This window comes from Thiopseudomonas alkaliphila (genome assembly GCF_001267175.1).
Classification (GTDB): domain Bacteria; phylum Pseudomonadota; class Gammaproteobacteria; order Pseudomonadales; family Pseudomonadaceae; genus Oblitimonas; species Oblitimonas alkaliphila.
This window is the reverse complement of sequence record NZ_CP012358.1, coordinates 2,078,623-2,092,727: the sequence shown is the minus strand read 5'-3', so window position 1 is coordinate 2,092,727 and position 14,105 is coordinate 2,078,623. Positions and strand designations below refer to the sequence as shown.

At 46.2% G+C, this 14,105-nt stretch carries 17 protein-coding genes; 4 read left to right on the top strand and 13 right to left on the bottom strand.

Going from position 1 to position 14,105, the window contains the following annotated elements; all coding sequences use genetic code 11:
• Positions 1-81: 81 nt before the first annotated feature.
• From AKN87_RS10170 to AKN87_RS10160, 3 genes are all read left to right on the top strand, one after another.
• Entirely contained in the window at positions 82-540 is a 459-nt protein-coding gene (locus AKN87_RS10170) for a YiiD C-terminal domain-containing protein (RefSeq protein WP_053103346.1), read from the top strand.
• Positions 537-1,748, top strand: coding sequence for a BaiN/RdsA family NAD(P)/FAD-dependent oxidoreductase (locus tag AKN87_RS10165; protein WP_053103345.1), 1,212 nt, complete (start codon positions 537-539; stop codon positions 1,746-1,748). Before AKN87_RS10170 ends, AKN87_RS10165 begins: the two co-directional genes overlap by 4 nt.
• A gap of 170 nt (positions 1,749-1,918) precedes the next feature.
• A complete protein-coding gene (locus AKN87_RS10160; protein WP_053103344.1) occupies positions 1,919-2,908 on the top strand; it encodes a hypothetical protein in 990 nt (329 codons plus the stop codon).
• Between the two features lie 431 nt (positions 2,909-3,339).
• Here AKN87_RS10160 and AKN87_RS10155 read toward each other — a convergent pair whose 3' ends face one another.
• The 3 genes from AKN87_RS10155 to pilB are packed head-to-tail and all read right to left on the bottom strand — an operon-like array spanning position 3,340 to position 7,154.
• Positions 3,340-4,236, bottom strand: a complete 897-nt coding sequence (locus tag AKN87_RS10155) for a prepilin peptidase (RefSeq protein ID WP_053103343.1) — start codon at positions 4,234-4,236, stop codon at positions 3,340-3,342.
• 3 nt (positions 4,237-4,239) lie between these two features.
• Positions 4,240-5,457 carry a type II secretion system F family protein gene (locus tag AKN87_RS10150; RefSeq protein ID WP_053103342.1) on the bottom strand — a complete coding sequence of 406 codons (1,218 nt, stop codon included), beginning with the start codon at positions 5,455-5,457 and terminating at the stop codon, positions 4,240-4,242.
• A 5-nt stretch (positions 5,458-5,462) separates the two neighbouring features.
• Positions 5,463-7,154 carry a type IV-A pilus assembly ATPase PilB gene (gene pilB, locus AKN87_RS10145; RefSeq protein WP_053103341.1) on the bottom strand — a complete coding sequence of 564 codons (1,692 nt, stop codon included), beginning with the start codon at positions 7,152-7,154 and terminating at the stop codon, positions 5,463-5,465.
• Between the two features lie 270 nt (positions 7,155-7,424).
• Here pilB and AKN87_RS10140 point away from each other — a divergent pair, with 270 nt between their 5' ends.
• Positions 7,425-7,934 (top strand): pilin, encoded by a 510-nt coding sequence (locus tag AKN87_RS10140; protein WP_053103340.1) that lies wholly within the window; start codon positions 7,425-7,427, stop codon positions 7,932-7,934.
• 70 nt (positions 7,935-8,004) lie between these two features.
• On the opposite strand, the gene elbB is transcribed toward AKN87_RS10140, so the two are convergent.
• The 10 genes from elbB to rplO all read right to left on the bottom strand — a co-directional run bounded on the left by elbB (position 8,005) and on the right by rplO (position 14,103).
• Positions 8,005-8,658: an isoprenoid biosynthesis glyoxalase ElbB gene (gene elbB, locus AKN87_RS10135; protein ID WP_053103339.1), complete on the bottom strand. Its 654-nt coding sequence runs from the start codon at positions 8,656-8,658 to the stop codon at positions 8,005-8,007.
• A gap of 42 nt (positions 8,659-8,700) precedes the next feature.
• On the bottom strand, positions 8,701-9,117 hold the full coding sequence (locus AKN87_RS10130; protein WP_053103338.1) for a PACE efflux transporter: 417 nt from the start codon (positions 9,115-9,117) through the stop codon (positions 8,701-8,703).
• 78 nt (positions 9,118-9,195) lie between these two features.
• Complete coding sequence (gene rplQ / locus AKN87_RS10125) at positions 9,196-9,579, bottom strand: 50S ribosomal protein L17 (protein WP_053100999.1); 384 nt, start codon at positions 9,577-9,579, stop codon at positions 9,196-9,198.
• 43 nt (positions 9,580-9,622) lie between these two features.
• On the bottom strand, positions 9,623-10,624 hold the full coding sequence (locus tag AKN87_RS10120) for a DNA-directed RNA polymerase subunit alpha (RefSeq protein ID WP_053100998.1): 1,002 nt from the start codon (positions 10,622-10,624) through the stop codon (positions 9,623-9,625).
• A gap of 22 nt (positions 10,625-10,646) precedes the next feature.
• Entirely contained in the window at positions 10,647-11,267 is a 621-nt protein-coding gene (gene rpsD / locus AKN87_RS10115) for a 30S ribosomal protein S4 (RefSeq protein WP_053100997.1), read from the bottom strand.
• Between the two features lie 18 nt (positions 11,268-11,285).
• The gene (gene rpsK, locus AKN87_RS10110) at positions 11,286-11,675 is read right to left on the bottom strand and encodes a 30S ribosomal protein S11 (protein ID WP_053100996.1); all 390 of its coding nucleotides are present in this window, start codon (positions 11,673-11,675) and stop codon (positions 11,286-11,288) included.
• A gap of 30 nt (positions 11,676-11,705) precedes the next feature.
• Entirely contained in the window at positions 11,706-12,062 is a 357-nt protein-coding gene (gene rpsM, locus AKN87_RS10105) for a 30S ribosomal protein S13 (protein ID WP_053100995.1), read from the bottom strand.
• A 129-nt stretch (positions 12,063-12,191) separates the two neighbouring features.
• Positions 12,192-12,308, bottom strand: coding sequence for a 50S ribosomal protein L36 (rpmJ, locus tag AKN87_RS12150; RefSeq protein WP_027590520.1), 117 nt, complete (start codon positions 12,306-12,308; stop codon positions 12,192-12,194).
• 31 nt (positions 12,309-12,339) lie between these two features.
• Positions 12,340-13,668: a preprotein translocase subunit SecY gene (gene secY / locus AKN87_RS10100; RefSeq protein ID WP_053100994.1), complete on the bottom strand. Its 1,329-nt coding sequence runs from the start codon at positions 13,666-13,668 to the stop codon at positions 12,340-12,342.
• The gene (gene rplO, locus AKN87_RS10095) at positions 13,669-14,103 is read right to left on the bottom strand and encodes a 50S ribosomal protein L15 (RefSeq protein WP_053100993.1); all 435 of its coding nucleotides are present in this window, start codon (positions 14,101-14,103) and stop codon (positions 13,669-13,671) included.
• Positions 14,104-14,105 lie beyond the last annotated feature (2 nt).

The window sequence follows — 14,105 nt, the reverse complement described above, 5'->3', positions numbered from 1 at the left end:
AAAAGATGCGCCGAGTTCGCCCAGGACCCCGTTATTTCTTTACAATAGCTATTCTTTACCATTGATTTGCTAGGTTTAAGCATGCAAGCACTCTGCCGTGAACTCGAAACTGTCTTTCGTCAGAATATTCCTCTAACTGAAGCCTTAGCCGTAAAGGTGCTGAGCTGGCACCAGCACTGCCTCGAACTGCAATTACCCTTAGCGGCCAATAAAAACCATAAAAACACCATTTTCGGTGGCAGCTTATATTGCGCAGCGGTGTTAGCCGGCTGGGGCTGGTTACATTTACGCCTGCAAGAAGCTGGGATTACTAACGGTGAAGTGGTGGTACAGGCCGGTGACATCCGTTATCCAGCACCCGCCAATTCAGATATCCAAATTCGCTGCCAAGGCCCAAGCAACGAAGCTTGGGATAAGTTTGTTCACACCTATCAGCGCCGCCAACGGGCGCGTCTGTCTTTAACCAGCCAAGTGTTTACCGCCGATGGCCAGTTAGCTGCTGAGTTAAACGGGCAATATGTGTTGGTTGCTACCCCATGAGCCTGCCGTCCAAAGTCGTCGATGTCATTGTCTTAGGAGCCGGAGCAGCGGGTTTAATGTGTGCGCAAACCGCGGGGCATCGCGGTAAGTCAGTACTGGTACTGGATCATGCCAACAAAGCTGGCAAAAAAATTCTGATGTCAGGCGGTGGGCGCTGTAACTTTACTAACCTCTATACCGAGGCCAGTCATTTTATTAGCCATAACCCACACTTTTGTAAGTCGGCCTTAGCGCGCTTTACCCAGTGGGATTTTCTAGCGCTGATTGATAAACATCAGGTGGCGCACCATGAAAAAAAACTGGGCCAGTTATTTTGCGACGGTAAAGCCAGCGCCATTTTAAATCTCTTGCTTGATGAATGCGCCGCCGCTGACGTCACCCTGCAATTGGATACCCGCATCCTTAAGATTCACGCCACTGAGCACGGCTTTAGCCTAGACACCGAACATAAAACCCTAGGCGCGGCCCAGTATCACTGCCGCTCACTGGTGATTGCCACGGGTGGTTTATCAATTCCGACCCTTGGCTCCAGCGGCTTTGGCTATCAAGTAGCCGAGCAATTTGGCCATCAGCTGCTGCCACGGCGCGCCGGTTTAGTGCCCTTTACCATTACCGATGGGCAACTAAAACAGCTGTGTGTTGAGCTGTCGGGCACCTCGGTGAGCGATTGCCAGGTTAGCTGTAATGGCAAGTCCTTTACTGAAGATCTGCTATTTACCCATCGCGGCTTAAGTGGCCCAGTGATGCTGCAAATCTCATCATTTTGGCAAATGGGTGATGCCCTAGCAATTAACTGGCTGCCCGATCGCGATGCCACGCTTTGGCTAACCGAGCAACAACACAGCCGGCCTAACCTAGAATTAAAAACTCTGTTAGCCGAGCGCTTTACTAAAAAGATGGCGCAGCTTCTGTGTGAGCAGTTTTTTAGTAACCTGCCGCTGAAACAACTTAGCCCAAAACAACTGCAACAGATAGGCACTTGGTTAAATGGCTGGCAGCTGATTCCTGCCGGTACCGAAGGCTATCGCACCGCCGAAGTGACCCTAGGTGGCGTCGATACCCGCGAAGTTTCCTCCAAAACCATGGCATCACTGAAACAAGCTAACTTGTACTTTATTGGCGAAGTTTTAGACGTAACCGGACAGCTGGGCGGATTTAACTTTCAATGGGCTTGGGCCAGCGGTCACGCCGCAGGAACCGCGGTGTAATTTTTCTTCTGTTTAGTCGCCGAACTCGCTAAACTGCGCAGCTCCAGAGCCTTCGAAGCATCGAAGAGTGGTGTTTAGCGTGATTGGTTTACCATCCTCCACTCGCCTGCTTGCTTCTCTATTGCGACGCTGTAGCAATCCTCTGCAGCGCTTACCAAGGAACTTCCCTTATGTTTAATCGTTCTACCCTGTCTCGCTCTAAACCGCTGTTAGTGGCGGGTCTCAGTGCCTTATTAATTGCTTGCGGCGCTGACAAAGCAGCCGATTTACCGGCCAAAGAGCTGTACAACAAAGCTATGGAGTACACCGTAGCTAAAGATTCTAAGTATGACTTTAATCTCAGCGGCACCATGACTGGCTTAGAAGAGCCTATGCTGCAGTCGATCCGTTTTACCATGGCTGGTGCTGCCGATAACAGCGCACTGAAGTACGAAATTCGTCCTGAAATTTCCATGCCGATCATGCAAATCAAACTGCCAGTGCTGATTGATGTAAAACAAGAGCACCTGCTAATTGATGGCAGCAGCGTTGTGCCAATGGCCGCCATGCTTGACCAAGGCCTATACGCCGCACTGAACAAGTATGAAAATAAAATCACCCGCATCACCAGCGCCGACTTAAACCTGCCGCCGGAAGCCTTAGCTAAAAAAGATGCCGCCATCGAATTAATCAGCATTCTGATGAGCAGCTCAATTGAAGCCAGCAAAACCGTAGCCGAAGATAAGTTTAAGAAAATCACCGACAACGAAAAGGCTAAAACTTTAAAAGCGGCGGCCCTTGTTGAACTGACCTTAGATGCTGAAGACGCCAAAGCGATGAATCAGCAAATGAATCAGCTGATTGTCGACAAAGTAAAAGCCAGCAACAAAATCAGCGCCGAAGACAAAGCCGAGTTGCTGCCTAACATCGAGCAAGCCCTAGCCGAACAAGCCGGCGAAGCTTACCAGCTACACACCCTGCTGTATCTCAACGATAAACAACAGCCAATCCACCAAGAAGCCAAGTACTCGTTTGAGCTAGAAGGCGAAACCGTGAACTTGAATGTGCTGATTGACTACAGCAACTTCGGCAAACCCACCTTTACCCTAGACGCCAAAGGCACCGAGTTTGTCGATTTCAACATGATGGACTTCTTACCGTTAATGATGATGGCGCCATAACTGCGCAACCCATTACTGGCAGTCCACCTAAGCGAAGCACCTTAACCGGTGCTTCGCTTTTTTTGTGGATATCTACCCACTCCCCCCACCGTCTTCCCGAGCTTGACCCGGGACCCATGCCAGCATCACATAACCTGCACCAGATGCCGGATCAAGTCCGGCACGACGATTAAGGGGTAAAGTCCAACACGACGTTTTAGGGGGCCCACACGGTGTTTAAGGTTAAGTGCACACGATGTTTGGGGTGAAATATGGCGTGATGGTTGAGGTTAACTGCTCACGACGGAGTTGAGAGGATCAGCTCACGCTCGATAGGTATTAAACCGCTCTCCTCCCACCGTCTTCCCGGGCTCGACCCGGGACCCATGGCAGCACCACACAACCTGCACCAGATGCCGGATCAAGTCCGGCACGACGATTGGAGGTAAAACTCAGAGCCCCGCAAACCCTAAATAAGCTTGGGTGATTTGGTTGCCCCAGAGTAAGGCGATCCAGCCGGCGAAAGCGAGGTAAGGGCCGTAGGGAATGGGTTTTTCCATGCCTTCTTTTTGTAAGCGCAAAATAATAATACCCAAAACTGCGCCTACTAACGAAGACAGCAAAATTGTTAGCGGTAAGACTTGCCAGCCGCCCCAAGCGCCCAGCATCGCCAGCAGCTTAAAATCACCGTAGCCCATGCCTTCTTTGCCCATAATCAGCTTAAATAGCCAGTAAATACTCCACAGGCTTAGATAACCGATAGCAGCTCCCAATACCGCATCACTTAAGCTGACAAACATCGCTTGGGTATTGAGCAGTAAGCCCAGCCAAAGCAGCGGCAGCACTAAAATATCGGGCAGCAGTTGGTGATCGGCATCAATCAGGCTCATCGCCAGTAGCCCCCAGGTCAACAGCAACATAGCCATAGCCGGTAGGCCAAAGCCAAGTTTCCAGGCCACCACTGCCGATAAAATGCCGCTGGCCAGTTCCACAAATGGGTAGCGTTTACTAATGGCTTGCTGGCAACCCGAGCACTTGCCTTTAAGCGCCAGCCAGCTAAGCAGTGGAATATTCTCCCATGGCTTAATCACATGCTGGCAATGGGGACAGGCTGAGCGTGGTACCAATAAGTTAAAACGTGGTTTCGCGGAATCAAGCTCTGGGATTACGGCCGTTTCTGGCTGGGCTTCGGCTAGAATCTCTTTGGCTTGTTGTTGCCAGTCGGCCTGCAGCATTTTTGGCAGACGATACACCAGCACATTTAAAAAGCTGCCTACCAACAGCCCCAGCACCAAGGCGCAGGTGATAAATACTGCAGGCTGCTCTAATACCATTACCCAATCATTCATAGTTTAAACCGCGTTACCCATCTGGAAGATTGGCAGGTACATGGCAATAATTAGCCCACCAATTAATACTCCTAGCACTGACATAATGATTGGCTCTAGTAACGCAGTTAAACCATCTACCGCGTTATCTACCTCGGCTTCATAGTGAGTGGCAACTTTTTCTAGCATGGTATCTAGCGCACCTGACTCTTCACCAATGGCAGTCAGTTGCAGTGCTAAAGGAGGAAATACTCCGCTCGACATCATTGAAGTGTGTAACTGCACACCGGTAGATACATCGGCTTTTACTTGCTGCACTGCGTTTTTAAAAACCACGTTACCCGTTGCCCCAGAAACTGAATCTAACGCATCAACCAAAGGTACGCCGGCTGAGAAGGTTGTAGCTAAGGTGCGCCCATAACGAGCCACAGCAGAGTTATATAAAATATCACCTATTATCGGCATTTTTAGCAGTATTTTATCCGCACGATTGCGCAACTGCTCTGATAGGCGCAACGTCCTACGAGCAGCATAAAGTAACAGTACTAAGCCTATCAGCACATATAAACTATACTCTTGCAGCAACTCTGAAATACCAATTACCAATTGCGTAAATACAGGCAATTCAGCCCCAAAACCTTCAAAGATCTCCTGGAACTGTGGTACCACTTTTAATAGCAAAATACTCGTCACAACAGCTGCCACCACCACTACAGCAATCGGGTAGTTCATGGCTTTTTTAATTTTAGATTTAAGCGCCTCTGACTTTTCTTTATAGGTCGCTACTCGATCAAGCAAAGTTTCCAAAGCTCCCGACGTTTCGCCTGAGGCCACTAAATTGCAGTACAACTCATCAAAATATAGTGAGTGTTTGCGTAAAGCTCCTGCAAAACTGCTACCCCCAGCAATATCATTACGCACAGCTTCTAGTAATTTACGCATATTGGAATTGTCTAAGCCTTCAATAATAATGGTAAACGACTGTAATAAAGGCACCCCGGCTTGCATCATGGTGGCCATTTGCCGAGTAAAGACGGTTATGTCCATGGATTTAATTTTTTTATCGCGACCAAAGGTGATACCTTTCTTTTTCACCTTAGCATGCAGAACTCCCTGCTTTCTTAGCTGAGCCTTTACAATATTAATATCATGCGAATTAATAACACCACTTAACTTATTCCCTTGCCTGCTTTTACCATGCCAAACATACATATAGCTTTTAGGCGACTTCTTAATTTCCATGTTTATTAATCCTTAGTTACTCGATTCACCTCTTCTAAACTAACAACTCCCTGAATTACCTTCTCTAACGCTGAAGTGCGTAGATCATTAAAACCTTCTTTACGTATTTGTTGGTTAATTTCAATAGGATTCCCCCCTTCCATAATAATAGCTTGTAATGTAGGTGTAATTTTCACCACTTCATAAATTCCAATTCGCCCTTTATATCCCGCATTACACTTATCACAGCCAACAGCCTCATATACCTTAAAAGTGCCTACTTGCTCTAAGCTAAAACCCTCCTGCAATAAAACATCAACTGGTATTTTCTTAACAGACTTACATATATTACATAAACGTCTAGCTAACCGTTGGGCAATGATTAAATTAATCGAAATAGCTAAATTAAAGGCTGCTACTCCCATATTACGTAGACGTGTAAGAGTGTCTGCAGCACTATTTGTATGTAAAGTTGACATTACCATGTGTCCAGTTTGTGCCGCCTTAATTGCAATTTCTGCAGTTTCTAAGTCACGAATTTCTCCAATCATTATTACATCAGGATCCTGTCGTAAAAAAGCACGCAAAGCTTGTGCAAAATCCATTCCTTGCTTGAAGTTAACATTAACTTGATTAATCCCTTCCAAACAGATTTCCACAGGATCTTCTGCAGTAGAAATGTTACGTTCTACAGTGTTGATAATATTGATTCCTGTATATAAAGATACACTTTTACCCGAGCCAGTAGGCCCAGTCACTAAAATCATACCTTGGGGTAAATCTAAAGCTTCTAAATAAAGCTTTTTTTGTGCTGACTCATAGCCTAACGAGTCAATTCCTAGTTTTGTACTATCAGAATCTAAAATCCTTAGCACAATTTTTTCACCCCATAAAGTAGGTAAAGTATTAACTCGAAAATTTATAGACTTTACCGATGATACCTTTAGTTTAATTCTTCCGTCTTGTGGTTTACGACGCTCAGAAATATCAATGCTAGCCATAACCTTGAGCCGTGTAGAGATCCGATCACGTAAACCTACAGGCTGCTTGCTTACTTCATGCAATATCCCATCAGTACGAAAGCGAACTCTATAACTATTTTCATAGGGTTCAAAATGTAAATCTGAAGCACCTATTTTAATAGCACGCAATAATATACTATTTACAAATTTAACTATAGGAGCCTCATCTATAGCATCTATTATTAGCTCATTTTGTATTTCAATATACTCAGACTCTTCTAAGACTTCATCAGCCAGACTTTCAAAACTCTCAAGCAAGCTGTCATAAAGTTGCTCAATAAGCAGATCCAATTTATCTTGCTCTACTACGACTAGCTCAACAGCACAGCCAGTCGTAAATTTTATTTCATTAAGTACAAGCTGATCTCCATGGTCTGCCAAGGCAACATAAAGCAGATTGCCTCGCTTAGCTAAAGGTAATACTCGGTGTTTACGAACAATTCTTTCACTAAGTAAATCTTTACTCAGTAATTTTATTTTAAAACAGCTTAAATCAAAACTAGCTACTCCAAATTGGCTTGTAGCTAATGTCATCACTTCCCGAGAAGTGACAATTTTATTATGCACTAGCCAAGAAATAATTGGCTGGCCCGCCAGCCTAGCATCTGCAACAGAATTTAAAACCTTTTTATAGTCTGCCAAACCTAATTTGACAATTTGTCCTGCCATACCTATTAAGCCGCTTGATAACTCCATTTAATAGCCTACCCTTTAACAAAAAATTGTTTAACTGTGCACAAGTCTAAAAATAAAAGCTGCAACATAGAATCTCTAGCTTATATTATTTATTAAATTTTCTTAAATGCGCTCAGCAGTTAACAAATTATAGTATCTAAAAATCCCCACATATTTTTCACGGACTAGACCTTCGTTTACCCTATAAATTTTAGTTTTTTTTAAAGATCCCACTATACTTAACCAGTCTGTATACGATGTACTTCTCATGTAATAAAATGGAGTTTAGTCATGCATATATCAACACAAAAAGGGTTCACTCTAATTGAGCTAATGATTGTAGTTTCAATAATTGGTATTTTGGCAGCAATTGCACTACCTTCTTACCAGAACTATACGAATCGTACTAAAATGGCCGAAGTGCTCTCTTTAACATCTTTTGCCAAATTAGCAGTAACAGAATACTTTCAAACCGAAGGAAAATTACCAGAAAACAATCAGGAAGTAGGACTCACGGAAAATCAAGAAGGGACTAATCAGTCACGATATGTGAAGTCTTTAGTAATCGGTGATAATAGTAATCCTGGACAAATAAGCATTACTATTACAGGAACGAGTATTAGCTCTTTAGATGATAAAAAAGTCATGCTAATACCTTACAGAAATGATGCAACTACAAAAATTATGGACACATCATCAGAGTCCAACTACAGTGGACCTATTGTATGGATATGTACTCTAGAATCACCAGATATGAACACTTTTTTCCCATCAAACTGTCGCCACACTAACTCAGAATAAAATTATTACTACCAAACTTTCAAGCTAACACTCCACTCTTGCACTTACTAGTGGAGTGTTAATTATTTATTTAGACCCTCTTTACAATCTCTTCCACTAAAGAAAAAATACCCTCAGCCGCTTGGCTGATGTTTTCTGCCAACATATAAGCTGGAGTGGTTACTAGATTATTTTTTTCATCAATCACCAACGCATCTACCGTGCAGGTTTGATGCTGGGCACCCATTTGCTCTAGTGCCTCGGCGGTGGCGGTATCGGTACCAATGGTGCACAGCACGCCCTGTCCAAAAAACTTAGCCGCTAAGGCCGGAGCAATACACATTAACCCCACCGGCTTACCAGCAGCCACAAAGCTTTGTACCGCAGCCAAGGTGGCTGGTTCTACCGTGCAATTGGCGCCATTAAAGGCAAAGTCTGATAGGTTTTTTGCCGCGCCAAAGCCACCGGGTAAAATCACTGCATCAAACTCAGCGGCCGTTAATTCCGTCACCGCTTTACAATTGCCCCGGGCGATGCGAGCCGACTCAAGCAACACATTGCGCGTCTCTGATATCTCTTCGCCGGTTAGATGATTAATGACATGGTGTTGCTTAATATCAGGAGCAAAGCACTGCACCGTAGCGCCTAATTGATCTAAACGAAGCAGGGTCAGCACTACCTCGTGAATCTCACTGCCGTCATACACACCACTACCGGATAAAATCACTGCAATTTTTTTACTCATCTGCCGCTCCTCACATCATTGACTAACTGCACCTAAGCTAAATCACAGGGCCGATTCTGGCAAACCAAAGATTCGATCAAAGCCCCAGTTAAAGACAAAGGTATACAACAAAAAGAACAACAACAAGCCAATATCCAAGGCCAAAGCTTCAAATACCCCAATCGAAAGCCACCAAGCCAATAAGGGAATCGTCATCAAGGCCAGACCCGACTCAAAGCCCACTGCATGCACCAATCGGCGTCGAATACTCCGACCTTTAACTGTTTGCCGCCTTTCCCAGGCTTCAAAGCTGTAATTCCAAATCAGATTCCATACCACCGCAATCACTGAAATCACCACCGACACCGCGCCAGAGTGCGCAGAATCATGCCCTAGCAGCATTAACAGCAACATGGTCAGTACTATGGCAATGGTTTCAAATAAGCTGACATACACCAGTTTGCGCTTTAAGCCCTGCATCCTTCACCTTTGATCAAATATGATTAGCCACAAAAAAGCCGAGCACTAGGCTCGGCTTTTTTAAATAAACCCTAAGGTTTATTCTGCTTCTACTTCACCAGCTACCGGACGGTCAACCAGCTCCACATAAGCCATAGGTGCGTTGTCACCTGGACGGAAACCGCACTTTAAGATGCGCAGGTATCCACCCTGACGGGTTGCATAACGCTTACCTAAATCGTTGAATAACTTGCCTACCGCTTCTTTCGAGCGAGTACGGTCAAAGGCTAAACGACGATTAGCAACACTGTCTTCTTTGGCTAAAGTGATCAGCGGCTCGGCTACGCGGCGCAATTCTTTAGCTTTAGGCAATGTGGTTTTGATCAACTCATGCTCGAACAGCGACACAGCCATGTTCTGGAACATAGCCTTGCGGTGGGCGCTAGTACGGCTTAGGTGACGGCCACTTTTACGATGACGCATGATTCAATTCCTTACCAAACTCTCTCGTTGGTGGTAATGACGATCAGGCCGTGGCCTTGTCGTCTTTCTTCAGACTTGCAGGCGGCCAGTTGTCGAGGCGCATACCCAGAGATAAACCACGCTCAGCCAGAACGTCTTTAATTTCAGTTAAAGATTTCTTACCGAGGTTTGGCGTTTTCAGTAACTCTACTTCGGTGCGCTGAATCAGATCACCAATATAGTAGATGCTTTCTGCTTTGAGGCAGTTAGCGGAACGCACGGTTAACTCTAAATCATCCACAGGGCGCAGTAAGACAGGATCAATCTCGTCTTCTGGTTTCTCTTCTTCAACTGGCTCTTCGCTTTGTAAATCAACGAAAGCAGCCAATTGATGCTGAAGAATAGTTGCGCTGCGACGAATGGCTTCTTCAGGATCTAAAGTGCCATTGGTCTCTAAGTCGATGACTAACTTATCTAAGTCAGTACGCTGCTCAACACGAGCATTTTCTACCACATATGCCACACGGCGAACCGGGCTGTATAACGCATCAAGTTGTAGACGGCCGATTGAACGGCTTTCATCGTCGTCTTGCGTACGTGCGTCGGCTGGCTGATAGCCACGACCACGCGCAATACGCAACTTCATGTTTAACTCACCCTTGTCAGCTAAATGGGCAATGATGTGGTCGCCATTGACGATTTCAACATCATGATCCAACTGAATATCGGCAGCAGTCACCACACCCGGCCCTTTTTTGCTCAGGCTTAGGGTGGCTTCGTCACGTCCGTGCATAATCACGGCCAAGCCTTTGAGGTTGAGCAGGATTTCGATGACGTCTTCCTGCACTCCTTCAATGGCACTGTACTCGTGCAACACACCGTCAATTTCGACTTCTACCACTGCACAGCCGGGCATTGAAGACAACAAAATGCGTCGTAACGCGTTGCCTAAAGTATGTCCAAAACCACGCTCGAGCGGCTCGAGCGTAATTTTGGCGCGGGTTGGACTAACCTGATCAACATTAATTTGACGTGGGGTTAGAAACTCATTTACCGAAATCTGCATGGATACACCTATTTTCTAGCCCTTACTTGGAGTAGAGCTCGACAATCAGGCTTTCGTTGATGTCGGCTGATAAATCGCTACGAGCAGGAACGCTTTTGAACGTACCTTCTTTCTTCGCAGTATCCACCTCAACCCACTCTACGCGACCGCGTTGGGCGCAAAGTTCGAGAGCCTGGGAAATACGTAATTGGTTTTTCGCTTTTTCGCGAACAGCCACTACATCACCTGGTTGTACCTGGAAAGATGGAATGTTTACCGTCTTACCATTTACGGTGATCGCTTTGTGCGAAACCAGTTGACGGGACTCAGCGCGAGTTGCACCAAAACCCATGCGGTATACCACGTTATCTAAACGTGATTCCAGCAATTGCAGCAGGTTTTCACCGGTTGCACCTTTACGGCGCGCTGCTTCTTTGTAGTAGCCACGGAATTGGCGTTCTAGTACACCGTAAATACGACGTACTTTTTGTTTTTCACGCAACTGTAAGCCGTACTCAGATAAGCGAGTGCGACGTTGGCCATGTTGACCAGGTGCGGTTTCTAAGTTGCATTTTGACTCAATCGCGCGCGCACCACTTTTCAAGAAAAGATCTGTGCCTTCACGACGAGACAGTTTGCATTTTGGACCAATGTAACGAGCCATTTTTCACTGTCTCCTTGATTACACGCGACGTTTTTTAGGTGGACGGCATCCGTTGTGCGGAATAGGCGTCACATCTGTAATGCTAGAAATTTTGTAGCCGCAGCCGTTTAACGCACGAACTGCAGACTCACGTCCAGGACCTGGGCCCTTAACGTTAACTTCTAAGTTTTTCAAACCAAATTCGAGGGCCGCTTGACCCGCACGCTCAGCAGCAACCTGCGCAGCGAACGGCGTACTTTTACGCGAACCACGGAATCCTGAACCACCTGAGGTTGCCCAAGACAGAGCATTACCTTGACGGTCAGTAATAGTAACAATTGTGTTGTTGAAAGAAGCGTGGATGTGGGCGATGCCATCAACCACCGTCTTTCTTACTTTTTTACGAGCACGAGCAGCTGGTTTAGCCATGATCAAATTCCTATCTAGAAACCAATACGATTATTTACGGATTGGTTTGCGTGGACCTTTACGAGTACGCGCGTTAGTTTTAGTGCGCTGACCGCGAAGTGGTAAGCTACGACGATGGCGAATACCACGGTAGCAACCTAAGTCCATCAAGCGTTTGATATTCATGTTAATTTCGCGGCGTAAGTCACCTTCAGTAGTTAACTTAGCTACTTCACCACGTAATTGATCCAACTGCTCTTCGCTTAGATCTTTAATTTTCGCTTCTGGAGCAATGCCAGTCGCGGCACAGATTTTCTGTGCAGTTGTGCGTCCTACACCGTAGATGTAGGTCAGCGAGATAACAGTATGCTTGTTATCCGGAATGTTAACGCCTGCAATACGGGCCATTCAGTGAAACTCCAATTGACAGCTACCTGAGCCCCGGAAGCCAAGAAAGGGCGCAAGAGTTTAACGCTGTAATAATCATTAATCAACCTAGCAGCGCACTAGCTGCTAGATTATTGACGCAAACACAAATTAGCCTTGGCGCTGTTTGTGACGCGGTTCTGCTTTACAGATCACACGTACGACACCGTCGCGACGTACGATCTTACAGTTACGGCATAGTTTCTTTACTGATGCACGAACTTTCATTACCCACTCCTCCAACCTTACGAACTAGTGCTTAGCGGATCATGCCGCTGCCATAGCCCTTCAGGTTTGCTTTTTTCATCAGGGAATCGTACTGGTTAGAAACGAGGTGCGATTGTACTTGAGCAATGAAGTCCATTACAACCACAACAACGATCAACAGCGAGGTCCCGCCAAGATAGAACGGAACGTTTGCCGCCACCACAAGAAACTGCGGCAACAAACATACGGCCGTCATGTATAAGGAACCGAACACCGTTAAGCGAGTAAGTACGCCATCAATGTAGCGTGCTGATTGCTCACCGGGACGGATACCTGGGATAAACGCACCAGATTTCTTAAGGTTTTCCGCAACATCTTTCGGGTTAAACATTAAAGCTGTATAGAAGAAGCAGAAGAAAATAATCCCTGCGGTAAACAGAATAATGTTTAACGGCTGGTTAGGCGCTAATGCTTGTGACAGATCAGCTAACCAACCCATGCCTTCAGACTGACCAAACCACTGACCTAAAGAAGCCGGGAACAGTAAGATACTGCTCGCAAAAATAGCAGGGATAACCCCAGCCATATTAACTTTTAAAGGTAAGTGACTTTGCTGTGCTGCAAACACTTTGCGGCCTTGCTGACGCTTTGCGTAATGCACAGCGATACGACGCTGACCACGCTCCACAAACACAACGAAACCAATAATCGCAACGGCAAGCAAACCGATCGCCATTAAGGCGAAAATGTTAATGTCTCCTTGACGCGCAGATTCAAAAGATTGTCCTATCGCCGACGGCAAACCTGCCACAATACCAGCAAAAATCAGCATCGAAATGCCGTTACCGATACCACGCTCAGTAATTTGCTCACCCAGCCACATCATAAACATTGCGCCCGCTACAAAGGTAGTGATCGCTGTAAAGTAGAAGCTGAAGTCGGTTGCGAAAGTAACACCTTGACCGGCCAAGCCCATAGACATACCAAATGCCTGAACCAAAGCCAACGCCAAGGTGCCGTAACGGGTGTACTGGCTAATCTTACGACGACCAGCTTCACCCTCTTTCTTCAACGCCTCAAGCTGTGGGCTAACCGCTGTCATTAATTGCATGATGATCGACGCCGAAATATACGGCATGATCCCCAAGGCAAAAATAGACATACGCTCTAGCGCACCGCCTGAGAACATATTGAATAGACTGAGAATGGTTCCCTCGTTCTGTCGAAACAGATCAGCGAGTCGTTCGGGGTTAATTCCTGGTACCGGAATATGCGCACCAATTCGATAAACGATAATCGCCATGAATAGAAAGCGCAAACGAGCCCAAAGCTCGGATAATCCGCCGCCACCTAACGCTGAGAGAGCACCTTGCTTAGCCATTTATTCCTCGATCTTACCGCCTGCTGCGATGATAGCTTCACGGGCACCTTTGGTAGCCCCGATGCCTTGCAAAGTTACTGCACGAGTCACATCACCTGACAGCATAACTTTAACGCGCTTAACGCTAGCGTTAATCAGGTTTGCTTCACGCAGAGTTTGCAAAGAAACAACGTCGCCTTCCACTTTTGCAAGTTCAGAAGTACGGATTTCAGCACGCACAAGCGCCATACGTGAGGTAAAACCAAACTTAGGTAAACGCTTGTACAGAGGCTGTTGACCACCCTCGAAGCCCGGAGCAACTTTACCGCCTGAACGTGAAGTCAAACCTTTGTGACCACGACCAGCAGTTTTACCTAGACCAGAACCGATACCACGGCCTAAGCGAAGTTTCTCACGGCGAGCACCAGGTGCAGAACGTAAATCGTTCAATTGCATGG

What these genes read in the sequence shown, in the direction of transcription:
- AKN87_RS10170 (WP_053103346.1), top strand. Translation starts at nt 82, where the DNA reads ATGCAAGCACTCTGCCGTGAACTCGAAACTGTCTTTCGTCAGAATATT.
- AKN87_RS10165 (WP_053103345.1), top strand. Translation starts at nt 537, where the DNA reads ATGAGCCTGCCGTCCAAAGTCGTCGATGTCATTGTCTTAGGAGCCGGA.
- AKN87_RS10160 (WP_053103344.1), top strand. Translation starts at nt 1,919, where the DNA reads ATGTTTAATCGTTCTACCCTGTCTCGCTCTAAACCGCTGTTAGTGGCG.
- AKN87_RS10155 (WP_053103343.1), bottom strand. Translation starts at nt 4,236, where the DNA reads ATGAATGATTGGGTAATGGTATTAGAGCAGCCTGCAGTATTTATCACC.
- AKN87_RS10150 (WP_053103342.1), bottom strand. Translation starts at nt 5,457, where the DNA reads ATGGAAATTAAGAAGTCGCCTAAAAGCTATATGTATGTTTGGCATGGT.
- pilB (WP_053103341.1), bottom strand. Translation starts at nt 7,154, where the DNA reads ATGGAGTTATCAAGCGGCTTAATAGGTATGGCAGGACAAATTGTCAAA.
- AKN87_RS10140 (WP_053103340.1), top strand. Translation starts at nt 7,425, where the DNA reads ATGCATATATCAACACAAAAAGGGTTCACTCTAATTGAGCTAATGATT.
- elbB (WP_053103339.1), bottom strand. Translation starts at nt 8,658, where the DNA reads ATGAGTAAAAAAATTGCAGTGATTTTATCCGGTAGTGGTGTGTATGAC.
- AKN87_RS10130 (WP_053103338.1), bottom strand. Translation starts at nt 9,117, where the DNA reads ATGCAGGGCTTAAAGCGCAAACTGGTGTATGTCAGCTTATTTGAAACC.
- rplQ (WP_053100999.1), bottom strand. Translation starts at nt 9,579, where the DNA reads ATGCGTCATCGTAAAAGTGGCCGTCACCTAAGCCGTACTAGCGCCCAC.
- AKN87_RS10120 (WP_053100998.1), bottom strand. Translation starts at nt 10,624, where the DNA reads ATGCAGATTTCGGTAAATGAGTTTCTAACCCCACGTCAAATTAATGTT.
- rpsD (WP_053100997.1), bottom strand. Translation starts at nt 11,267, where the DNA reads ATGGCTCGTTACATTGGTCCAAAATGCAAACTGTCTCGTCGTGAAGGC.
- rpsK (WP_053100996.1), bottom strand. Translation starts at nt 11,675, where the DNA reads ATGGCTAAACCAGCTGCTCGTGCTCGTAAAAAAGTAAGAAAGACGGTG.
- rpsM (WP_053100995.1), bottom strand. Translation starts at nt 12,062, where the DNA reads ATGGCCCGTATTGCAGGCGTTAACATTCCGGATAACAAGCATACTGTT.
- rpmJ (WP_027590520.1), bottom strand. Translation starts at nt 12,308, where the DNA reads ATGAAAGTTCGTGCATCAGTAAAGAAACTATGCCGTAACTGTAAGATC.
- secY (WP_053100994.1), bottom strand. Translation starts at nt 13,668, where the DNA reads ATGGCTAAGCAAGGTGCTCTCTCAGCGTTAGGTGGCGGCGGATTATCC.
- rplO (WP_053100993.1), bottom strand. Translation starts at nt 14,103, where the DNA reads ATGCAATTGAACGATTTACGTTCTGCACCTGGTGCTCGCCGTGAGAAA.